The following is a 23,308-nucleotide window of genomic DNA, read 5'->3' as shown; positions in this document are numbered from 1 at the left end:
TTAACGATAGTCGTGTTTATACATCGTTCGCTTGCTGAACATTGTCGGCTTTGGTGCTTAATGTCTTGCCTTTGTACTCACCGGTTAAGGTTTTCAAAAACGACTTAATCGCTTTGACTTCGCTGTCTGACATCTCAACGCCTACCTGATACTTGCCCATATCGTAGATAGCTTGCTCAAGCGTTTCAGCTTGCCCGTCATGGAAGTATGGCGCGGTAAGTTCAACGTTGCGTAGTGTAGGTACTTTGAACTTATGCTTGTCGCTTGCTTGCCCAGTTACATTAAATCGTCCCATATCTTCAGCCGTGATAGGCGCACTACGGTCAGCAAAATAGTCTGCTTTGATGCCCATAGTTTCAAACGTTTCACCACCCATAGCTTCACCAGCATGACAGGTATGGCAGCTGTATTGTTTAAACAGATCTAAACCGTGCTGTTCTGTCTCGCTCAGCGCTTGCTTATCTCCCATTAAATACTGGTCAAAACGACTATTTGGTGTCGTGAGCGTTTTTTCAAATTCTGCAATGGCGTGGGTGATGGTGTCGCCAGTCATTTCACCTTGGTAAGCGTATTCGAACATCGTGACCATTTCGTCATCGTCGCTTAGCTTCTCAATCACCTGAGCCCAGTCGTGAGAGCCCATTTCAATTGGGTTGAATGGAGGGCCGCCAGCTTGAGCCTGCAGATCGTGAGCACGCCCATCCCAGAACTGCAGTTTGTTGTAGACTGAATTGAATACCGTTGGAGCATTGATACCACCAACTTGACCATCGATACCCACTGAACCCACTAGGTTATCCACGCCACCAGTATCTAAGCTGTGGCATGACGCACACGAGACAGTATCGTCGCCAGAAAGTCGGGTATCGTGATAAAGCACTTTGCCAAGCTCAGCTTTACCTTCGTCAAATTCGAAAGTGGTGTAGATAGGCTGCAATGCACGCTGTTTGCGTTCAGCGGTAACAGGGGAGTCCTGATGGCGTTCAGCGCGGCTTTCACGAATCCACTTTAATAAGGTGTGCTTCTCGTCTTTTGAGATTCCAGCTGCCCAGTGCATTGATTGATAGATCTTTGGTGGCATAGAGTCGTCATATAAGACTTTTTCGATACGTGCGAGCGCCACTTCAGAGACAGGCTCTTCGTTCTGGAGGTTGCGGTAAAGCTTATTGATATCGAAGTGACGCAGGCCGACTTGTACATCTGCGTCCATTAGATTCTTAGCGATTGGCCACTCTGAGTAGAAAGGCATCTCACTGTCTGAGGTATGGCAGTATCCACACCCTTTGTCAGCCATAATCTTCATGGCTTGGAAATTCAGTGATTGTGGGTCTAAGTGTGAGTATTGGGCAATTTGACGCGCTGCGAGATCTCTATCGTCCTTATTTACAATGTAGACTGAGCCTAAATAAGCCGCGACACCTAAACCCACTAACCCTAGTGCTATTTTTTTATTATTCATGCTTAACTCCCTAATGATTTGCTTTGGAAGTTATTGAATTAGTTAGACTTAATGAAATGGTAAAAAGGAATTGATATTAATCGATTTTCTAGATTGTAAGCTTTTTAACATTTAAATTTGTTGTAAAACATGTATTTATTTGTTTATGTTATTTTTAATAACAATTTCAGTAATTTAGATATCGAACTTAACTTTGATTTTAATCAAAAATCGGAATTTACTCTGATAAAAGCGCTATAAATGATTTGGTGGGTTATATTTTATCTGTATATGCCTGTTTTTCATTCATTGTTTGAATTGATTGTGCTTTAATGGCTCTTCACTTGGTTTCATAGCAGTCTTTTTATCACCTCCTGATTCTCGGCTTATCACCGCGGGTGAAAACATACGACTGTTATACTGTTTCGATGTTCCTCTTTTTCTTCAATATGTTCCGTTGAGGTGACCTTATGCTTCTTGCTTCAATAATACGTCATACCAAAGGTGACTTTGTTCGTCAGCTGATTGCCATTGCACTGCCTATTACTCTGCAGAGCATTATGTTTTCAAGTAGAGGTTTGGTTGACGTCTTGATGCTGGGGCAGCTAGGAGAAGCTGATATTGCCGCTGTGGGCGTGGCAAGTCGTGCCATGTTCGTGACTACGATTATGTTGGTTGGGGTAACAACGGGTGGTGCTCTGCTAACGGCTCAATATTGGGGGGCCGGCGATAAACAAGGTGTGCGAGAGAGTACCGCGCTGACTTGGCTGGTTTCGATGTTGTTCGCAGCGTTAACCGTCGTGTTCTTTGTTTCTTTCCCAACGCAAGTTATGGGCGTTACCACAGATTCACATGAAGTTATTGGTTTAGGAACTGAATACATCGTGATTAGCGCGTTCAGTATGTTTGCCGTTGCTTGTGTGAGTAGTATGGCGGTTGGGCTTCGCGCGATGCACCGACCGGGGCTAAGTACCTTTTTCAGCGGTATTGGGATTCTCTCTAATATCTTTCTTAACTGGGTACTTATTTTCGGTAATCTCGGTATGCCTGCAATGGGCATCAAAGGTGCAGCGATTGCAACTGTGTTGAGCGGTGCGATCGAGGTGGTGACGCTTTATGGATACCTTTACTGGAAGAAGCACTTGTTGGCTTTTAAAGGCGCTGACGTTATAGCTGCTGCAACAGTCCAGAAAGTCGTTAGGTTTCTCAAGCTTTCTTTGCCAACCACCTTTAACTTCTTAGCTTGGGCGGGGGGATTGTTTGCCTATCACGCGATCATGGGGCAATCGGGCGTTCAGGGCTTAGCTGCACTCTCGGTGATGACTCCGGTTGAATCTATCTCTTTGGCACTTCTAATTGGTATGTCGACCGCTGCTGCCGTGCTGGTGGGTAATCAGTTAGGAGCCAAAAACAATGAAGCGGTTTATTACCAAGCATTGGGCATCAGCATCATTGCGTTTTTCACCAGCATTGTGGTCGCGTTGGTGCTCTATTTTGTTCAAGCACCAATCTTAGATTCCTTCAGCGCACTGACTCCAGAAACGCGTGAGTTATCCGAAAAATTCATCTTGATTTTGAGCTTAGGCATTGTGGTTCGTTCTATCCCAATGACGGTGATTGTTGGCGTTTTACGAGCGGGTGGAGATGTGAAATTCTGCCTCTACCAAGATCTGATTGCTCAGTGGCTCATTAGTATCCCTTTAGCGGCTTTTGCGGCTATCTATTTTGGTGTCGAACCTGAATGGATCTATTTGATGTTCCTAACAGAAGAGGTGATCAAATGGGGTGGGTCGCTCTATCGTATGAAGAGTAAGAAATGGATAAAAAATCTTATAGGAAGTTGAAGTCAGACGTAAGATTTATGTGACTTTATACTTAGCATGTGATCTATCTTTCAAATTACTTCCTACAACCTTAGATTTAGTGTAGATTCTCATTCCAAATTCTAACTAATGTGAGCTGTTTAATGTTAAAGCTATCAGACCTATGTAAGGGCTATGTCGACGGGGGAGAGTTCCATCCCGTTTTACAAGGTGCTGAATTAACATTAAATCAAGGGGACCAGCTTGCATTAATGGGTGAAAGTGGCTCAGGTAAGAGTACACTGCTTAACCTCATTGCAGGGCTCGACCTTGCTGACTCCGGGGAAATCCTATTCCCGAACTTTGATATGCACGTGGCAAAGGAGCGCGATCGCACTGCTTACCGTCGTAATAACATCGGGCATATCTTTCAACAGTTCAATTTGCTACCAACACTGAACATTGCCGATAACATTCGCTTTTGCCGTCAATTGAAGGGTTTACCTGAAGATAAAGGCTTATGGCGTCAAATTTTGTCTGCGCTCGATCTTATGCCTTTATTGGGACGCTACCCTGAAGAGGTGTCTGGTGGTCAGCAACAGCGTGCCGCGATTGCTCGTGCTCTCTACATGGAGCCAAAGATCCTACTTGCCGATGAGCCTACTGGTAGCCTAGACGAGCGCAACGCAGAAGCGGTAATGCGTTTGCTGACGTCATTAGCTCGTGAGCTTGAGTGTACGCTATTGTTAGTGACACACAGTGAAAAGGTTGCCCAGCATATGGATGGTTGCATCCGTCTACAAGGAGGGCAGCTTCATGTTATGGCCCGTAGTTAAAGCGCTACTCGGTCATTATCGACGCTACCCACTTCAAATCATTCTTGTTTGGCTCGGTCTAACACTGGGTGTCTCTCTTTTGGTTGGTGTTACTGCCATCAACCAGCATGCTAAGCAGAGCTATGCTCATGGCGAAAAGCTATTTTCCAATCCGCTCCCTTACCGTATTCGCCCAAAACATAGCGCCAATAAGATCCCGCAAGGTTTCTATATTCAACTGCGCCGTGAAGGCTTTCAGCAGTGCGCCCCTTTCGATAACCATCGCGTAACTGACGAAAACGGCTCCAACTTCATGCTGATAGGCTTAGATCCTGTCTCGATGCTTCAGTTGCAACCTGGCGTTGCGCTTCAAGACCTCACAACGCTCAACCTGATGAAGCCGCCATACCCAATCTTAGTGAGTGATGATCTGGCCAAGCATATGGAGTGGCGTGACGGTGACTATATTCACCTTGCAGACGGCTCTGAGCTTGGTCCTTTAGTTGTCGACCAGAATAAGATGATTAACGGCACGCGTTTGATTGCGGACATCTCTCTTCTGAGAATGTTGAAGCGCAGTTCTGGCCTATCCGTTATCGCCTGTTCAGATATGTCGGAAGCGAAGTTTGAGCGTCTTAAGAGTATGCTGCCGAATGGTTTAACCATCTCTCGAAGCTCTAAAGCTGAGTTGGAGTCGCTAACCAGTGCATTCCATTTGAACTTGACGGCGATGGGAATGCTTTCGTTTGTTGTAGGCCTGTTCATCTTCTATCAAGCAATGTCGCTCTCTTTTATACAGAGACAGCCTTTGGTTGGGGTTCTTAGACAAACTGGTGTATCAGGCTGGCAGTTAACCAAAGCACTCTGTTTTGAGTTGCTAGCGCTGGTTGTGGTCAGCTGGATCTGCGGTAACGTCTTTGGTGTGATGTTGGCAAACCAATTGCTGCCAGCTGTATCTTCAAGTCTCGGCGATCTTTATGACGCTAATGTTGGCTTAAGTATCGACTGGAGCTGGAGAGCGAGCGCCTACAGTTTTTCTATGGCATTAATCGGCGCATTTTTAGCGTGTGCTTGGCCTTTGATTCGTTTGCTAAAGTCGCAGCCAATTCGACTCTCATCTCGTTTGTCTCTGATGCGTTTCGCAGGTACTGAGTTTACATGGCAAGCGTTGATTGGTTGTGGTTTCTGTGTAGCTGCGGTGGCGGTATATCAAGCTCCTCAGACGCAAGAATCTGGCTTTGCCATCATTGCATTGATGCTAGTGAGTGTTGCGCTGTTTACACCTTTCTTAATGTGGAAACTGTTCAATAGCTTCTCATACTCTCTGCGTTGGGTCCGCGCGCGTTGGTTCTTTGCCGATGCAGCTGCAAGCATGAGTTACCGCGGCGTTGCAACTATGGCATTTATGCTAGCGATGACGGCAAATATCGGCGTTGAGACCATGGTTGGTAGCTTCCGAGATACCACTGATAAATGGCTGTCTCAGCGTCTTGCGGCAGACTTGTATATCTACCCAACCAATAACTCTGCAGCACGCATGAGCAACTGGCTATCAGAACAGCCAGAAGTTGACTCGGTATGGTGGCGCTGGGAGAAAGATATTCCTTCTCCAGTAGGCAGTATCCAAGTTGTGAGTACTGGTCCTTCTGAAGGGGAGTTAGAAGCGCTGACCATTAAGCTGGGTATCCCGAACTACTGGTATCACTTACACCACTCTAAGGGCGTCCTTATTAGTGAGTCGATGTCGCTCAAGCTGGGCATTCGTCCGGGAGACTATATCGATATGTACGATAGCCTTGGCTCTGGATGGCAAGTTGTCGGTGTGTATTACGACTACGGTAATCCTTATCATCAAGTCATGATGTCGCATCGTAACTGGCTATACGGCTTTGCGGGGCGGGGCAACGTTGGATTAGGTGTCATACTTAAAGAAGATGTGAATCCAACCGGACTGCGTAACAGGCTAGAATCGGTATTTAGATTGAGCTCTGAGCGCATCTTTGACAATAACAATATTCATAGCCAGGCGATGCGTGTCTTTGACCGTACTTTTGCGATTGCAGATACCTTGGGCAACATTACGTTGGTTATTGCTGTGTTTGGTATCTTCTTCGCGACCGTTGCGGGTGAGGTATCAAGGCAACGTCATATTTCGCTGCAGCGCTGCTTAGGCGTGTCGGCAAAAGAGCTGATCTTCACAGGAAGCCTGCAGTTGTTTGTTTTTGGTCTGATATCGTCACTGATAGCGATACCACTTGGTTTGGCGTTGGCTAACCTGATTGTAGATATCGTGATTAAGCAGTCTTTCGGTTGGTCTTTAGAACTGCAAGTCATACCTTGGGACTACTTCATGACTTTTGCATGGTCGATGGCGGCGTTGATGATCGCTGGAGCCTTGCCAGTATTACGTATGATAGGTAATACACCGATGAAATCACTTAGGGATGCGCTGTAAATGGGTCAAAGAAAAGGCGTGAAAAAGCCGAGAAATAAAGTCCTCTCTGCTGTTCTACTGGTCGGCTTCTTTGGTCTGTTTGTTGGTATTTGGTCTTATTACTCTTACTTCGCTGATGTAGGTGAAGAGGGTATCAATGAAGTCAATTCTGTGTTGGTGAGTGAGCAATTTAAGGTGTTTGAACCAGTATTGCCTGACCGTACCGTTTCACTGCCGAAAGATTTCCAATTCCATCCTGAGTTCCAACATGAGTGGTGGCATTACTTCGCGACTTTAGAAGATGCCAATGGTAAAGACTACTCCGTTCAATGGAGCTTCTTCAGAATCGCGACCGATGAACGAGAGGCACGCGGCTGGCAAAGCCCACAAATCTATATCTCAAATGTGGTTGTGACCTCAGCCACTCAAGTGTGGAAAGAACAAAGACTCGCACGTGGCGGTATTGGTCAAGCAGGAATGACTAACCGTCCATTCCGAATTTGGATTGATAATTGGAACTGGCGTGCGCTTGGTGCGACCCCGTTTCCAGGGCGTTTGAGCATTGAGACCGACACATTTGGTTTAGAGCTTGATTCAGTGACCAAAGGCCCTTACGTGCTGAATGGCGAAAACGGCTATCAGAAGAAACACGATTTACTTCCTATTGCTTCATACAACTTTAGTGCGCCGTTTTTGGCTCTGAATGGCAAACTGATGCTTGATGGTAAAGAAATTGAAGTATCTGGTAACGCCTGGCTTCATAAAGAGTGGGGCAGCGGTCTACTTGGTGAAGGGCAGCAAGGTTGGGATTGGTTTGTCTTTAACTTAGATGATGGTTCTGCTCTGAGTGTGAGTCGTTACCGGAGCAATGAGCAGATGCCATATGTGTTTGGTACGCTAGCAACTCGCTCAGGAAAGGTTTATCAGCTCTCTGATTCTGATATCGACATTACACCATTACCTAATAGTACCCTGCTCAACGGGCGCAGAATGCCGCTTCAGTGGATCATCAACGTGCCTAAATATGAGATCAACCTCACAACTCGGATTCAACGTAGGGACATGTGGCTACCGTTTGTTATCCCTTATTGGGAGGGACCCATTATGGCCAGTGGAAGCCATGAGGCGTCAGGGTTTATGCAACTGACTGGGTATTGATTTTTATATAAGGCTATCATTTGATAGCCTTTTTTATGCACGTTAACTCACTTTATGGAGGGTTCGTCTAGCTTACACTTATAATATTGGTCATCTATACTTAATTTAGTGTGAGTAACAACATTATGGAATATACGACGTATTGTTTAGTATTTGTAGGAAAAACCGAAGTTAAACATCCAAAGAAGTGATTATGTATCGTCGAAAGTTGGCTATACACTCGTGTCTATTCTTTGTTATTCGTTTATTTAAATAATAAATATAAGGGCGAAATCATGAACGACGTCATCCGTGACTTCTTTAAAATGGAATCTGCTGGCGGCATCATTTTGGTAATTGCTGCGGCAGTTGCAATGTTCGTAGCGAACTCACCTCTGAACGAAATGTATCAGGGTATGCTACACACATACGTATTTGGTATGTCCGTGTCTCACTGGATCAACGACGGCCTAATGGCAGTCTTCTTCCTACTTATCGGCCTTGAAGTAAAGCGTGAGCTTTTAGAAGGCGCATTAAAATCTAAAGAGACAGCAATCTTCCCAGCTATCGCTGCGGTAGGTGGTATGCTAGCTCCTGCACTAATTTATGTGCTATTCAACTCAAGTAACCCTGAAGCGCTTCAAGGTTGGGCTATCCCAGCAGCTACAGATATCGCATTTGCATTGGGTATCATGGCACTTCTGGGTAACCGTGTACCGGTAAGCTTGAAGGTGTTCCTGTTGGCACTAGCAATCATCGATGACCTAGGTGTTGTTGTTATCATTGCACTGTTCTACTCAGGTGACCTATCGACGCTAGCGCTAACAGTTGGCTTCATCGCGACAGGTGTGCTGTTCATGCTAAACAATAAGCATGTGACTAAACTGAGCGCTTATCTGATTGTTGGTGCAATTCTGTGGTTCGCAGTATTGAAGTCTGGTGTTCACGCAACACTTGCTGGTGTGGTTATCGGCTTTGCGATCCCACTCAAAGGCAACAAAGGGGAGCACTCTCCGCTGAAACACCTAGAGCATGCTCTGCACCCGTACGTAGCTTTTGCAATCTTGCCAATCTTCGCATTTGCAAACGCAGGTATTTCACTGGAAGGCATCTCAATTTCAAACCTGACAGGCATGCTACCGCTTGGTATTGCGCTTGGTCTATTGATTGGTAAGCCACTGGGTATCTTCCTATTCAGCTGGGGCGCAGTGAAAACAGGCGTAGCTAAGCTTCCTGAGGGTGTGAACTTCATGAACATCTTCGCGGTGTCTGTGCTATGTGGTATCGGCTTTACGATGTCTATCTTCATCTCTTCATTGGCGTTTGGCCCAACAAACGCAGATTTTGATACGCTGGCTCGACTAGGTATCTTGATGGGCTCAACGACAGCGGCAATCCTAGGTTACGTGCTACTGAGTGTCTCGTTACCTAAGACAAAGCATCAAGAAGTTAAGCTGTAATCATTACAAACATGTTTGAAAGGGTTGGCTGGTTAGGACAGTAGCCACCAACACTTTTAAAAACATAATGACAAAGAAACGAAAAAGCCGTGATGAGTATTCATCACGGCTTTATTGTTTTACTTGTCTTATAGTGACAAGCTTTCACGTCTTATAAGCTATTTTTCTAGGGTGGTGAAAATAGTCCATTCTTCGACGATTTGTTCTTCCAAGCCTACTACCGTTGCCGTTACTCTTCGGTTTAAAGCATGCGAAGTCGGGTCATCGCCTTCTTTTTCAAGACGCGATTCACCAAACCCTACGATACGTACGCGATCGGCAGCGATACCATTCTGTAGAATTTCGCTTTGAACTTCATTAGCTCGTTTCTTCGATAGCTCTAAGTTGTATTCATTAGAACCAACTTTACTCGCGTAACCTTGAATCTCAATAGAAGCTGTTTTGTACTTCTTCAGAAATTCTGCCATTGTCGTTATCTGATCGGAGAAGATTGGATTTATCTCAAAAGAGTCGTGAGCGAACAGGATTCTTAGCTGCCTAACTTCTTGAGAACGAACCGTCTCACCGCACCCATCGTTATCAACTTGCGATGCTGTAGGGGTGCCTGGGCAGAGGTCTCTCGCATTGACGACACCATCTTTGTCATCATCTCTCAAATCGGATATCTGTTCCGCTTCAGGAGTATCAATGTAATCCTCTTCTTGGTAGTCCGCTGCATTGACAGAAAGGGCTACGATGGGAAGTAATAAATAGAAAGCTTTCATCATTAATACTCCACGGGTTGTGTCCACTCTTCAGGAATGTCTACGAGTAGAGCATTGAGAAGTGAACCTGTTGCGTTCAATACACGATACTTTGCGTACTGCTCGGCATAGTGAGCATCGAGGTAATCTTTACGCGCCTCAAATAGCTCATTTTCTGTATTCAATAAATCAAGTAAGGTACGTTGGCCGATTCGATATTGCTTCTCGTAAGCGATGACTGTTTCCGAAGCGGAATCAACATGATCAGAAAGAAAGTTCTTTTGTTGTAGCGTTAAGTCTAATGCACTCCAAGAGAGTCTTAATCCTTCTTCTACTTGTCGATAAGCTCGGTCTCTCAAGTCCTTCGATTTATTTAGTTGGTAAGCTGCTGCTTCCGTTCTGTCGCTGTCGGAGCCGCCGTTATACAAGTTATAACGCATGCGCAGCATAGCCAGGGTTTCATCACTAGAGCCTTCATCACCACCTGCATCATCTCGCCAAGTTTGTGATGCTTCAATAGAGAAGGTAGGGTAGTTAACCCCTTTAGACTGTTTATATTGGAAGTGAGCCGAATCAACATCAGCCGCTGAAATTTTGATAACAGGGTGATTATCGAACGCATAAACAATCGCATCATTCAGAGATAAAGGCAGTTTGGAGATGTCGGCTCTTGGGTAAATCAACCCCAGAGGTTCCTGTCCTACCACTCTTCTAAATTGAGTATGTGTATCAACTAGATTGTTTTGGGCTGCAAGTAGGTTACCGTGCGCCTTTGCGATACGTGCTTCTACTTGGGAGACATCCGCGGTAGAGCCGATTCCAGACTCTGCTCTTCGTTTAATGTCTTTATAGATCTTTTTATGAACCGCTAGGTTACTCTCCGATAACGCTAATACCTCGGTCGCTTTCACGGCATCCAAGTAAATTTGTGTTACTTCCAACGCTTTGTCTTCGGCATCCGCGATCAATTGAAGTCTTACCGACTCGGCTTCTGCTGCCGTACGATCCATATCGTATAACGTAGCAGAGCCATCCCAAATGAGTTGGGTAAGGGAAATTGTTGCTTCTTTTCTAGTTAGGTCGGTATCTGGGCCATTATTGGGGGCAGGATTGATCCCCTCATAACCGATTCCCGCATCTAAATCTATGCTCGGTAAATAAGCTCCTCCAGAGGCGTCGTTTTGTTTTTTGACGCTCACGAATTCGTTAAAAATACTTTTTATCTCGGGATTGGTAGCCAAAGTAATGGCTACTGCCTGCTCAAGGGTCTGACTGTAAGCCGGAGCCCCAGTCATGAAGCAGCAAATAATAGATAGTTTAAACAGTTTCAAAGTAGGTCTCCTTCTACTTCTAGATGTCCTATTTGTCACTCTCGTTATTGCTCTTGGCGGAACAAAAGTCTTAAACGAAGCTTAGGACATTTGAACCAAAACGCGAAGTTTACCTAATTTTTTTTCGAATCTAAGTAACTAGCTATGTTGACATAATTGTCATTATGAATTAGCCAAGCCCTCTGGTGAGTGGATTATCAATAACATTGCAACTAAATTTAAGTGGGTGTTATAGCGAAGTTCGGTCGAGTGGGAAGGCTGGCTGAACTATGCAAGGAAGTGAGTTATGGGAACTATCAATGTTGGCTTACTCAGTGGAGTGAGCGGCGCGTTGGTTGTCGATGCACAAGGGCAAATAAGACGGTTAGCAGAAGGAGAGACACTGCGTACCGGTGATGTTGTTGTGAGTGTCGATAATAGCAGTGGAAGTGAACCGACTATCAATGCTCGGTATTACGAAGACGAAACAGTTAATAGAGTCGTTGATACTGATGATGCCATCGCACAAGTAATAAGAGCTGTGGAGGAGGGCTTTGACCCTACGGCTGATTTAGGAGACGAATTTGATACCGCCAGTGGCGAACCTGACGGGTCAAGTTTAGTTAATAGCGGAACCATATCGCGAACAGCGGCTGAAGTACAAGCAACAACCCATTTTGAAACAGAAGGGCTTGAGAGTCAGGGGTTATCTGAAACTCAAAGTCTAGAGCTCTTTGACATTATTGCTTTTGCGTTGGTATCTGGAGTATCAGATGTTATTGAGTTTGAGGAAGATGTTCCGATCGAAACTGGGGGCAATCTAGTTACAGATGATCCTGAAGTAACCTTTGTCGCTGATGAAGGCGAAGGCGATAATGGCTACGGCGACTTTGTCATTAATGAAGACGGTACTTGGACCTTTGTTGCTAATAGTCCGTTTGATGAGTTGGCGGACGGTGAGCAGATACAAGATAGCTTTACTGTTGAAACATCAGATGGTACCGAAGAAGTTATAACAGTAACTATTATTGGTACTGATGATGCAGCGGTAGCCACGACAGGTTCCGGTAGCGTAACAGAAGATGTTGATGTTGCCCTTGAAGGTAACCTTCTGGAAACTTCCGGTCAAATCTCCATTTCAGATGTCGACAGTGATACGCCTACTTTTGAGCCCAACGGAGCCTTTAATCCAGTCGGTTCTACCAACGATAGTGCTCTGGGTTCGCTTACAATTACTCCTGATGGAGCTTGGAGCTATGAGGTCAATAATGACTTAGTTCAATATCTGGATGACGATGAAAGTGTGGTTGAGGTGTATACCGTCACTGCGACAGACGGAACCACCAGTGAGGTGACCATAACCATTAATGGTGCCGATGACCCATCTGAAATCACCGTAGGTGAGGGCGACTCAGATATGGGTGAAGTCACTGAGGATGTTGATGTCTCATCAGACAACGAACTAACCACCTCAGGTACTTTAACTATCACTGATGTGGATACCAGTGACGACCCTGCCTTTGAACCTAACGGAACCTTTAACCCTGTTGGATCTAGTAATGGCAGCGCGCTTGGCTCGTTGACCATTACGCCAGATGGCGCGTGGACTTACGTGGTGAATAACGACCTAGTTCAATATCTGGATGACGATGAAAGTGTGGTTGAGGTGTATACCGTCACAGCGACAGACGGAACCACCAGTGAGGTGACCATTACCATTAATGGTGCCGATGACCCATCTGAAATCACTGTGGGTGAGGGCGAGTCAGATATGGGCGAAGTCACTGAAGATGTGGATGTCTCATTAGACAACGAACTGACCACGTCAGGTACGCTCACCATCACGGATGTGGATACCAGCGACGACCCTGCCTTTGAGCCAAACGGTACCTTTAACCCTGTTGGATCCACCAATGGCAGCGCGCTTGGCTCGTTGACCATTACGCCAGACGGTGCGTGGACCTACGTGGTGAATAACGACCTAGTTCAATATCTGGATGATGATGAAAGCGTGGTTGAGGTCTATACCGTCACTGCCACAGACGGCACCACCAGTGAGGTGACCATAACCATTAATGGTGCGGATGACCCATCTGAAATCACTGTAGGTGAGGGCGACTCAGATATGGGCGAAGTCACTGAGGATGTCGATGTTTCATTAGATAACGAACTGACCACTTCAGGTATGCTCACCATCACGGATGTGGATACCAATGATGACCCTGCCTTTGAACCGAACGGTACCTTTAATCCTGTTGGATCCACCAATGGTAGCGCGCTTGGCTCGTTGACCATCACGCCAGACGGTGCATGGACTTATGTAGTTAACAACGACTTGGTTCAATATCTGGATGACGATGAAAGCGTGGTTGAGGTGTATACCGTCACTGCGACAGACGGGACCACCAGTGAAGTGACCATTACCATTAATGGTGCCGATGACCCATCTGAAATCACTGTAGGTGAGGGAGACTCAGATATGGGTGAAGTCACCGAGGATGTCGATGTCTCATTAGACAACGAACTAACCACCTCAGGTACTTTAACTATCACTGATGTGGATACCAGTGACGACCCTGCCTTTGAACCTAACGGAACCTTTAACCCTGTTGGATCTACCAATGGCAGCGCACTCGGTATGCTGACTATTACGCCAGACGGTGCGTGGACCTACGTGGTTAACAATGACCTAGTGCAATATCTGGATGACGATGAAAGTGTGGTTGAGGTGTATACCGTCACCGCGACAGACGGCACCACCAGTGAGGTGACCATTACTATTAATGGTGCGGATGACCCATCTGAAATCACCGTGGGTGAAGGTGACTCAGATATGGGTGAAGTCACTGAGGATGTGGATGTCTCATTAGACAACGAACTGACCACCTCAGGTACGCTCACCATTAGTGATGTCGATACCAGTGACGACCCTGCCTTTGAGCCGAACGGTACATTTAACCCTGTTGGATCCACCAATGGCAGCGCACTCGGTATGCTGACTATTACGCCAGACGGTGCGTGGACCTACGTGGTGAATAATGACTTGGTTCAATATCTGGATGACGATGAAAGCGTGGTTGAGGTGTATACCGTCGCCGCCACAGACGGCACCACCAGTGAAGTGACCATAACCATTAATGGTGCCGATGACCCATCTGAAATCACCGTAGGTGAGGGCGACTCAGATATGGGTGAGGTGACTGAGGATGTGGATGTCTCATTAGACAATGAACTGACTACTTCTGGTACGCTCACCATCACGGATGTCGACACCAGTGACGACCCTGCTTTTGAACCCAACGGAACCTTTAACCCTGTTGGGTCCACCAATGGCAGCGCGCTTGGCTCGTTGACCATCACACCAGACGGTGCGTGGACCTATGTGGTTAATAACGACCTAGTGCAATATCTGGATGACGATGAAAGCGTGGTTGAGGTGTACACCGTCACCGCGACAGACGGAACCACCAGTGAAGTGACCATAACCATTAATGGTGCCGATGACCCATCTGAAATCACCGTAGGTGAGGGCGACTCAGATATGGGTGAAGTCACTGAGGATGTGGATGTGAGTCAAGACAACGAACTCACCGCTTCGGGCACCTTAACCATCACTGATGTCGATGCTAGTGACACTCCGGCTTTCTTGCCTAATGGGACTTTTAACTCTGTTGGTTCTACTTTGGCAATGGCTATGGGTATGCTAACCATAACCCCAGATGGTGCATGGACCTACACGCTCGATAATAGTGCGATTCAATATCTAAACGATGATGATACGATCATTGAGAACTACATTGTTACTTCAACAGATGGGGTGACTCATGAGATTCAAATAACCATCAATGGTGCCAATGATGCGCCTGTGGCTGAGAGTTTCGTTGTGGTTGATAACGATAATACCGTCATCCCAATCATATTCGACAGTGATAGCGAGGGTATTCCAGACTATATCTCTGATTTAGAGGATGACCATGACGATATTCCTCTCAACATCAGAATTGTCGATTTACCAAGCAATGGCACCTTGCTCTATACCGACGAGAATGGTGTCAGTCGAGAAGTTACACAAGAGGATATTGATAATGAAACCTTGTTTGTGCCTAACAACATCAGCTTCGTTGCCGGCCCTGGTGAAGAATTTGAGTTAGGGTACAGCGGGTCAAGTGACGACTTCCCTGAACTGGTCGATGGTTTCTACAACTGGGGTGAAGAGGTTTCTCCGACAGAGCGCTTGATCACTTTATCTAATGGTAAAACCATAACCATCTCCATTGAAGACAACAATGACAAGCCTTTGAAGCAGTACCAAGGTGAGCAACCACATGTTGGTTATGGTATCGGTGATACTGATGGTCGAGGCATGAATATGCAAGAGACCTTAATCGTTGATCTCAATGACAACCCGTTGGATACCGTTACATTTGGCTTAGATGGCATGGGTGCTGAATTCAACACTAATAGTAACGTCTATATTGAAGTCGTTTATACCTTCTTAGATGGAACCCAACACACGGAACAGTACCAAAAAGATGAGGGGGACGTAGGTAATGAACAAATCCTATATGAGTTCAGCTACTCTTCTCCATCCAATCCGATTGTATCAATGGAGTTGTCATCGACCGGGGGCAACTGGGAGCTTCGTTATATCCAAGGTAATGAAGTGGTAACTGAAGATGCAACCTTCGATTATGTGGCCGTAGATTCAAACGGGGCGGAAAGTACGGTTGAAACTGTAACGCTCGATATCGAGGATCCACAATCATACAACGTAATTAGTGCGGAGAATGATGAGGCGTTGGTTGCTGATTACGGCAATGATCTGCTTATTGGTAATGCCGAAGATAACATCTTTGCTTGGTTGGATGATGCATTAGATAATGGAACTGACGTTATCAAAGACTTCGAGTTGTACAGTAATGGTTCGGGTGATCTGATTGACCTCAGCGATCTTCTAGAAGACCCGCAAGACGAGGATCAAATGGAAGCTCTACTAAGTATGATTGATGTGACCATCAATGGTGATGACATTGAATTGAGTATACCACTTGAAAACGGCAGTGACGCTCAAACAATTGTTGTTCAAGATGTCGCGCCTGAACTAGGAATGTCTATCGATATTAATGATGACCTAGCGGTGTTGGGCGAGCTGATTAAAAACGATGCAGCTTAGTACTGATCTTAAATCGCAAAACTTCAATACAAAACGTCCTTCGATTTCGTAGGGCGTTTTTTTGCGTTTAATGCAGGCAAAAAAAAAAGCCCAAACAAACTCGGTTTGGGCGGATACAAGTATAGGAGTTAATAAGGAAATTGCAGTGAGTAACAAGAGAGTGAAACAAGTCTGACGGCCAGAAAGACTTAAAAATGCGCTTCTTGTTACCCTTTTTATGACCCGCCAACTTCCAATCAGTTCCAAGAAAATTTGTTCTTTTTTTCTGTTTTTCTAAAACACAGGTAATTCAGGGTGTTACCAAACTATTTTTAAAACTGGTACGACCAATGGGTGAAAATGTGATGTTGCTTACTTGTTAAATAAATGTTCTATGGGTATATTTCAAACAGTTGTTTAATACGAGTGATTGAAATGGCACCAAGAAGTTCGACCAAAGAGAAGATACTGGATGTAGCAGAGGGATTGTTTGCTGAGCATGGCTTTAACGACACTTCGTTACGTACCATAACAAGTAAAGCAAATGTGAACCTAGCTTCGGTAAATTACCACTTCGGCGATAAAAAGACCTTGGTTCGAGCAGTAATCAATCGTTACTTAGAAGCGTTCATGCCTGCACTTCAAGATGCACTAGTGAACCTTAATTTGAACGAAACGTATACGATGAGTGACGTGTTCGAATCTTTGAGATCGCCACTACGCTCGCTTAACGATGTGAGACCAGACGGCACAAGCCGCTTCATGTTGTTAATTGGACGTGGTTATACCGATGTGCAAGGTCACCTGCGTTGGTTCATTACTACACGTTACAGTGACGTTTTGGGGCTATTTACCAGCTCGGTAATGAAGGCCAATCCAGACCTCACTCAAGAACAGTTATTTTGGCGACTGCACTTCACCCTTGGGACATGTGTATTCACCATGGCGTCAAGCCAAGCACTGATGGAAATATCAGAAAATGATTATGGAAGAGAGGTTGATGCGAAAGCTGTCGTCGATATCTTGATTCCTTATTTAGCGGCAGGCATGTCAGCTAAAGAGTAAGAACAATAAGAAGCATAAATTCACACCAAAAAAATAGTGAACAAAAGGATCTGAACTATGAGCTCTCTAAGACAAAAATGGGTAAGCGACCCAGCCTTTAAACTCTTCAAAAAAGTCCTGCCGCCGCTTTCTAGCACTGAGAAAGAAGCGATGGAAGCCGGTAGTGTTTGGTGGGATGGAGAGCTTTTTTCTGGTAAGCCAGACTTCCAAAAACTGCATCAATATCCAAAACCGGAGCTGACAGCAGAAGAGAAGTCGTTCATGGACAACGAGCTTGAAACTCTTCTAGAGATGCTTGATGACCACAAGATCGTTAAAGAAGACCGTGACCTTCCAAAAGAAGTGTGGGATTTCTTACGAAAAGAGCGTTTCTTCTCACTGATCATCTCGAAAGAGTATGGTGGTCGAAACTTCTCGTCGCTTGCGAACTCAACAATCGTAACCAAGATCGCTACTCGCAGTATCAGTGCGGCTGTATCGGTAATGGTTCCAAACTCTCTTGGCCCGGGTGAGCTACTATCTCACTATGGTACTCAAGAGCAAAAAGATTACTGGCTACCTCGTTTAGCTGACGGTACAGATATTCCATGTTTCGCTCTAACGGGCCCTGAAGCTGGTTCTGATGCAGGCGGTATCCCAGATGTTGGTACTGTGTGCATGGGCATGCACGAAGGCAAAGAGACTTTAGGTATTCGTCTTAACTGGAACAAGCGTTACATCACGCTAGCGCCGGTTGCTACCGTACTTGGTCTTGCATTCAAACTGCACGATCCAGAAAAGCTTCTAGGCGACAAAGAAGATATCGGCATTACGTGTGCTCTTATCCCAGCTGATCACGAAGGTGTAGTGATTGGTGAGCGTCATGACCCACTTGGTCTTGCGTTCATGAATGGTCCTACACGTGGTCACGATGTGTTTATCCCAATGGAATGGCTAATCGGTGGTGCAGACTACGCAGGTAAAGGCTGGCGTATGCTGGTGGAATGTCTGTCTGCGGGCCGTGGTATCTCGCTACCGGCTCTAGGTACAGCAATGGGCCACCTAACAGCGCGTACAACTGGTGCATACGCATACGTTCGTAAGCAATTTGGTATGTCGATTGGTAAGTTTGAAGGTGTCGCAGAAAGCCTAGGTCGCATTGGTGGCTTAACTTATCTACTTGAAGCAACGCGTACACTGACGACGACTTCTCTCGACCTAAAAGAGAAACCGGGTATCGTAACTGCGATTGCTAAATACCACATGACAGAGATGGCGCGTACCATTCTGAACGATTCAATGGACATCCACTCTGGTCGTGCAATTCAAGACGGTCCGATGAACTATCTGGCTGCACCGTACCTAGGTATTCCAGTTGCGATTACGGTGGAAGGGGCAAACATCCTGACACGTAACCTGATGATCTTTGGTCAAGGTGCAACGCGTTGTCACCCTTACGTACTGCGTGAGATGGAAGCAGCGGCAAACCCAGATGAGAAGCAAGGTGCGAAAGAGTTTGATGATCTACTGTTCAAACACATCTCTCATGCAACTAAGAACACGTTTGGTGCCTTTGGTGCTGCACTAACAGGCTCTAAGTTCATCAAAGCGGATATGAGCGGTCCAACGAAACCATACTACCAAGACTTAACTCGTCTAAGCCGTGCTCTTGCAGTGAGTGCTGACTTTGCAATGCTAACTCTTGGTGGTGAACTGAAACGTAAAGAGCTGATCTCTGCTCGTCTAGGTGATGGTCTAAGTTACCTATACATGGCATCTGCAGCGCTTAAGAAGTATGAAGATGAAGGTCGTCAGCAAGCGGACCTAGATTACTTGCACTACGCAGTACAGCACTGTTTGCACCACGCGGCTAAGTCACTACAGGAAGCGTACCGTAACTTCCCTAACAAGGTAGTCGGTAAGGTTCTGAAAGGGCTAATCTTCCCAGTGGGTAACCACTTCGAGAAGCCAAGCGATACGCTAACAGTGAAACTTGCTGAAAGTCTAATGACTCCAGGAGCGCACCGTGAGCGTCTCACCCACCTTTGCTACATTGGCCAAGATGAAGATGACAGCGTTGGTCTAATGGAAAATGCGTTTGTGGCAATGTATGACATCAAACCACTAGAGCGTAAGATCTTCAAAGCAGTGAAAGAAGGTAAGGTAGCACGCAAAGGTCTGTTGGCTGACCGTCTAGCGCAAGCACTGGCAGCAGACGTACTGACACAAGCTGAAGTTGACCAAATCTTGGCAGCAGACAAACTGCGCTACGCTGCCATTCAAGTTGACCACTTTAGCCACGACTATAGTGAAACTTTGACGCGAAAAGAGCTGAAACCTAAGCTAAATAGCGTTGCTTGATAGAAATATCATCAAAAGGCACCTTTCGAGGTGCCTTTTTTGTATTTGTACGGCACACAACCAGAACTTTGCTAGAATTTTGAACAAATGTCTGCAAATACAACCCGAGTGCTCCAACCACTTGCATTTTAGCCACATTTTTGAAGAAATTAGATGCCATTTGTAGACGAAACTTTTATCCTAACAGGGATTTTTTAAGGAAGTTGAATATGATCATCAAACCTCGAATTCGCGGATTCATCTGTACTACAACACACCCAGTTGGTTGTGAAGCTAACGTAAAAGAACAAATCGCTTACACCAAAGCTCAAGGCCCAATTGCAAATGCACCAAAACGTGTACTTGTTGTGGGTTCTTCAAGTGGCTATGGCTTGTCTTCTCGTATCGCAGCTGCATTTGGTGGCGGCGCTTCAACTATCGGTGTTTTCTTCGAAAAAGCTGGTACTGAGAAAAAGCCGGGCACAGCTGGCTACTACAACTCAGCAGCATTCGACAAGCTAGCAAAAGAAGAAGGCCTATACTCGAAAAGCCTAAATGGCGATGCTTTCTCTAATGAAGCCAAGCAAAAGACGATCGACCTAATTAAAGAAGACCTAGGTCAAGTTGACATGGTGGTTTACTCTCTGGCTTCTCCAGTACGTAAAATGCCTGAGACTGGCGAAGTTGTTCGTTCTTCTCTAAAGCCTATCGGTGAGACTTACACTTCAACAGCCGTTGATACAAACAAAGACACGATCATTGAAGCAAGCGTTGAGCCTGCAACAGAAGAAGAGATCAAAGATACAGTAACCGTAATGGGCGGTGAAGACTGGGAACTTTGGATCAACGCTCTTTCTGAAGCTGGTGTTCTTGCTGACGGCTGTAAGACAGTTGCCTACAGCTACATCGGTACTGAGCTAACGTGGCCAATCTACTGGGATGGCGCGCTAGGTAAAGCGAAGATGGACCTAGACCGTGCTGCAGCGGCTCTTAACGAGAAACTAGGTCAAACTGGCGGTACTGCGAACGTTGCTGTTCTTAAGTCTGTTGTGACTCAAGCAAGCTCTGCAATTCCAGTAATGCCACTGTACATCGCGATGGTATTCAAGAAAATGCGTGAAGAAGGCGTACACGAAGGTTGTATGGAACAGATCTTCCGTATGTTCAGCCAACGTCTATACAAAGAAGATGGCAGCGCAGCAGAAGTGGATGAGAAGAACCGTCTACGTCTAGATGACTGGGAACTTCGTGAAGATATCCAAGAACACTGTCGCAACCTATGGCCACAGATCACGACTGAAAACCTAAAAGAGCTGACTGACTACGTAGAGTACAAAGAAGAGTTCTTGAAACTATTCGGTTTCGGCGTTGAAGGCGTAGACTACGATGCAGACGTTAACCCAGCTGTTGAGTTTGATGTAGCAGACATCTAATCTAATTAGCTAGGTCTAAATACTAAAAGGCGCTCATTGAGCGCCTTTTTTTGATCTAGGGGCAGATTAAAAAGCAGATGAAGGATTCGAGTTTCGAGATGAGAAGAGATTAAAAGCAGATGCGGGATGCGAGTGCCGAGATGCGAAGGGATTTGAAAAAGCAGATGAGAGATTCGAAAGGACTCAGGAGCGGATGCGAGATACGAATTTCGAGATGAGAAAAGATAGAAGAGCGGGTAAGACAAGCTCTTGGAGCGATAAAAAATGCACTAACTCTTGCGAATTAGTGCATTGGAAAATTCCGAACGAATCTAGTTGTTAGCTGATAATGATGATGAAAGTACCGGCTAGAGTCATCAATATGTTGGCTATTGCGTACGTACCGGCGTAACCCAGAGCAGGGATCGTAGAACGTGCGTGGTCGTTTACGATGTCCATCGCGGGTGCACAGGTTCTTGCACCGATGATGGCACCAAATAGCAGTGCGCGGTTCATTTTAAGAATGTAAGCACCGACTAAGTACGCGAATATTACCGGCAACACACTGACTATCAACGCAATCCCTATGACTTGAGGGCCGACTTGAGTTAAGTGCTCGAATATCTTGCCACCGGCACTTAAGCCGATACCAACCATGAAGAACATTAAACCTAGGTCTTTGACCATGTTCAGAGCGCCCTGAGGTACATAACCAAAGGTAGGGTGGTTTGCGCGTAAGAAGCCCAGCATAATGCCTGAAAGCAGTAGGCCAACCGCATTACCCAGACCAAACGAAACTTGGCCGAATGTCATTGTAATTAGACCGAACAGAATCCCCAGAATGAAGAAGCTACAGAAAGCCATTAAGTCTGCCATTTGGCTGTGAATCGAGATGAAACCGATTTTCTCAGCTAGGCCATGAACACGGCTCTTCTCACCACTGACTTGTAGAACGTCACCCTTGGCTAATACGATGTTCAAATCCATCGGCATTTCGATTTGAGCACGCACTACACGGTTCAAGAAACAGCCATATTCAGACAGGTTGAGGTCTGAAAGGCGTTTACCCGCGATACTGTCACTTTTTACGACGATCTCTTCTTCTACGATACGAAGGTCAAGAAGGTTACGGTCGAATACCTCTTTACCGTTTCTAAAGCTAGGATCAAGACGAGCATGGCTATCTGGGAAGCCCACTAGCGCGATCTCATCACCTTCTTGCAGAATGGCATCACCATCTGGGTGGGCAAGAATGCCGTTACGACGGATACGTTCAATGTAACAACCTGTTTGACGGTAGATACCAAGTTCACGTAGGTTCTTGCCGTCAGTCCAGTCAATGAGCTCTTGTCCAACGCGGTATGCGCGAATGATTGGCAGGTAAACTTTACGCTGACCAGATGCACCTAAGCCACGCTCTTGAGCTATCTGCTCTGCAGAATCATGCAGGTTGACCTTTTGCAGTTTTGGAATTAAACGTGCGAACATGATCATACTGATCAAGCCGACTAAGTATGCCATCGCATAGCCAACCGACAGGTTTTCAATAACTAAGGCAATGTCCATGTTGCGTGGCACTTCTGCGAGTCCAGAGTTGAGGGCATCTTGTGCGCCTACAAGAATTGGCGTTGCCGTGAGTGCACCAGCCATCATACCCGCTGACAAACCAAACCCTAGCCCCAAGTATTCACTACAGAAGTAGGTGAGGGCGATAGCGGTTGAGAGCACAACTAAGCTCAAGATGAGGTAGTGTTTGCCATCTCTAAAAAAGATACCAAAGAAGTTAGGTCCAGCCTCAATACCAACGCAGTAGATAAACAGCATGAAGCCGATGGTTAGCGCTTCTGCGTTGAACGAGAAGCCAAGGTGACCCATTACTAATGAGGTGATTAAGACACCAATAGAGTTACCTAGTTGAAGATTTCCAAAGCGGATTTTACCAATGGCAAGGCCAATCGCTAATACGACAAAGATGAGAAGAATAGGGTTTTGCTCAAGCAAAAGTACAACGTCGATATTCACAGCAGCAGCTCAGTATAAGGCGTGAAACATAAGATAGTGTAGAGATGTGAATTGTATCTAATTATAGATAAATTATAAGCGCTAATTTGCTATTTCACTTGATTTTAACGTGATTCATTTTTGTTCTAGGTATTAAAAAAGCTCACGTGAATCACGTGAGCTTTAGAAAGGGGTTTCTTCAATGATTTGATAGGCTTTG

At 45.7% G+C, this 23,308-nt stretch carries 13 protein-coding genes; 9 read left to right on the top strand and 4 right to left on the bottom strand.

Going from position 1 to position 23,308, the window contains the following annotated elements; translation table 11 throughout:
- Positions 1-16: 16 nt before the first annotated feature.
- Positions 17-1,459, bottom strand: coding sequence for a cytochrome c peroxidase (locus tag KI743_RS15940; RefSeq protein ID WP_285467244.1), 1,443 nt, complete (start codon positions 1,457-1,459; stop codon positions 17-19).
- A gap of 449 nt (positions 1,460-1,908) precedes the next feature.
- Here KI743_RS15940 and KI743_RS15935 point away from each other — a divergent pair, with 449 nt between their 5' ends.
- From KI743_RS15935 to nhaA, 5 genes are all read left to right on the top strand, one after another.
- Complete coding sequence (locus tag KI743_RS15935; protein WP_285467242.1) at positions 1,909-3,282, top strand: MATE family efflux transporter; 1,374 nt, start codon at positions 1,909-1,911, stop codon at positions 3,280-3,282.
- A 122-nt stretch (positions 3,283-3,404) separates the two neighbouring features.
- Positions 3,405-4,076, top strand: coding sequence for an ABC transporter ATP-binding protein (locus KI743_RS15930; RefSeq protein WP_255230528.1), 672 nt, complete (start codon positions 3,405-3,407; stop codon positions 4,074-4,076).
- Positions 4,057-6,510 carry an ABC transporter permease gene (locus KI743_RS15925; RefSeq protein WP_285467241.1) on the top strand — a complete coding sequence of 818 codons (2,454 nt, stop codon included), beginning with the start codon at positions 4,057-4,059 and terminating at the stop codon, positions 6,508-6,510. The genes KI743_RS15930 and KI743_RS15925 overlap by 20 nt, the downstream gene beginning before the upstream one ends.
- Positions 6,511-7,647: a lipocalin-like domain-containing protein gene (locus KI743_RS15920; RefSeq protein WP_285467240.1), complete on the top strand. Its 1,137-nt coding sequence runs from the start codon at positions 6,511-6,513 to the stop codon at positions 7,645-7,647.
- Positions 7,648-7,922: 275 nt separating this feature from the next.
- Positions 7,923-9,086, top strand: coding sequence for a Na+/H+ antiporter NhaA (nhaA, locus tag KI743_RS15915; RefSeq protein WP_032548694.1), 1,164 nt, complete (start codon positions 7,923-7,925; stop codon positions 9,084-9,086).
- A gap of 158 nt (positions 9,087-9,244) precedes the next feature.
- Here nhaA and KI743_RS15910 read toward each other — a convergent pair whose 3' ends face one another.
- Positions 9,245-9,853, bottom strand: coding sequence for an OmpA family protein (locus KI743_RS15910; protein WP_032548696.1), 609 nt, complete (start codon positions 9,851-9,853; stop codon positions 9,245-9,247).
- Complete coding sequence (locus KI743_RS15905; RefSeq protein WP_285467238.1) at positions 9,853-11,160, bottom strand: TolC family outer membrane protein; 1,308 nt, start codon at positions 11,158-11,160, stop codon at positions 9,853-9,855. The genes KI743_RS15910 and KI743_RS15905 overlap by 1 nt, the downstream gene beginning before the upstream one ends.
- Positions 11,161-11,446: 286 nt before the next feature.
- Between KI743_RS15905 and KI743_RS15900 the strand changes: the two genes are divergently transcribed.
- The 4 genes from KI743_RS15900 to fabV all read left to right on the top strand — a co-directional run bounded on the left by KI743_RS15900 (position 11,447) and on the right by fabV (position 21,108).
- Positions 11,447-16,312 (top strand): VCBS domain-containing protein, encoded by a 4,866-nt coding sequence (locus KI743_RS15900; protein ID WP_285467237.1) that lies wholly within the window; start codon positions 11,447-11,449, stop codon positions 16,310-16,312.
- Positions 16,313-16,726: 414 nt separating this feature from the next.
- Positions 16,727-17,356, top strand: a complete 630-nt coding sequence (locus tag KI743_RS15895) for a TetR/AcrR family transcriptional regulator (RefSeq protein ID WP_032548700.1) — start codon at positions 16,727-16,729, stop codon at positions 17,354-17,356.
- A 57-nt stretch (positions 17,357-17,413) separates the two neighbouring features.
- Positions 17,414-19,696 carry an acyl-CoA dehydrogenase gene (locus KI743_RS15890; protein WP_285467236.1) on the top strand — a complete coding sequence of 761 codons (2,283 nt, stop codon included), beginning with the start codon at positions 17,414-17,416 and terminating at the stop codon, positions 19,694-19,696.
- A 209-nt stretch (positions 19,697-19,905) separates the two neighbouring features.
- Positions 19,906-21,108, top strand: a complete 1,203-nt coding sequence (gene fabV, locus KI743_RS15885; RefSeq protein WP_032548703.1) for an enoyl-ACP reductase FabV — start codon at positions 19,906-19,908, stop codon at positions 21,106-21,108.
- Between the two features lie 318 nt (positions 21,109-21,426).
- Here fabV and KI743_RS15880 read toward each other — a convergent pair whose 3' ends face one another.
- Entirely contained in the window at positions 21,427-23,109 is a 1,683-nt protein-coding gene (locus KI743_RS15880) for an aspartate:alanine antiporter (RefSeq protein ID WP_285467235.1), read from the bottom strand.
- Positions 23,110-23,308 lie beyond the last annotated feature (199 nt).

This window comes from Vibrio sp. D420a (genome assembly GCF_030248625.1).
GTDB classification, from domain to species: Bacteria; Pseudomonadota; Gammaproteobacteria; order Enterobacterales; family Vibrionaceae; genus Vibrio; species Vibrio fortis_A.
This window is presented reverse-complemented; position numbering and strand designations above follow the sequence as displayed.

Excerpts from the sequence above, each read along its gene's own strand:
- KI743_RS15910 (WP_032548696.1), bottom strand. The coding sequence starts at position 9,853 with ATGATGAAAGCTTTCTATTTATTACTTCCCATCGTAGCCCTTTCTGTC.
- KI743_RS15930 (WP_255230528.1), top strand. The coding sequence starts at position 3,405 with ATGTTAAAGCTATCAGACCTATGTAAGGGCTATGTCGACGGGGGAGAG.
- KI743_RS15940 (WP_285467244.1), bottom strand. The coding sequence starts at position 1,459 with ATGAATAATAAAAAAATAGCACTAGGGTTAGTGGGTTTAGGTGTCGCG.
- fabV (WP_032548703.1), top strand. The coding sequence starts at position 19,906 with ATGATCATCAAACCTCGAATTCGCGGATTCATCTGTACTACAACACAC.
- KI743_RS15900 (WP_285467237.1), top strand. The coding sequence starts at position 11,447 with ATGGGAACTATCAATGTTGGCTTACTCAGTGGAGTGAGCGGCGCGTTG.
- KI743_RS15925 (WP_285467241.1), top strand. The coding sequence starts at position 4,057 with ATGTTATGGCCCGTAGTTAAAGCGCTACTCGGTCATTATCGACGCTAC.
- KI743_RS15890 (WP_285467236.1), top strand. The coding sequence starts at position 17,414 with ATGAGCTCTCTAAGACAAAAATGGGTAAGCGACCCAGCCTTTAAACTC.
- KI743_RS15920 (WP_285467240.1), top strand. The coding sequence starts at position 6,511 with ATGGGTCAAAGAAAAGGCGTGAAAAAGCCGAGAAATAAAGTCCTCTCT.
- nhaA (WP_032548694.1), top strand. The coding sequence starts at position 7,923 with ATGAACGACGTCATCCGTGACTTCTTTAAAATGGAATCTGCTGGCGGC.
- KI743_RS15935 (WP_285467242.1), top strand. The coding sequence starts at position 1,909 with ATGCTTCTTGCTTCAATAATACGTCATACCAAAGGTGACTTTGTTCGT.
- KI743_RS15895 (WP_032548700.1), top strand. The coding sequence starts at position 16,727 with ATGGCACCAAGAAGTTCGACCAAAGAGAAGATACTGGATGTAGCAGAG.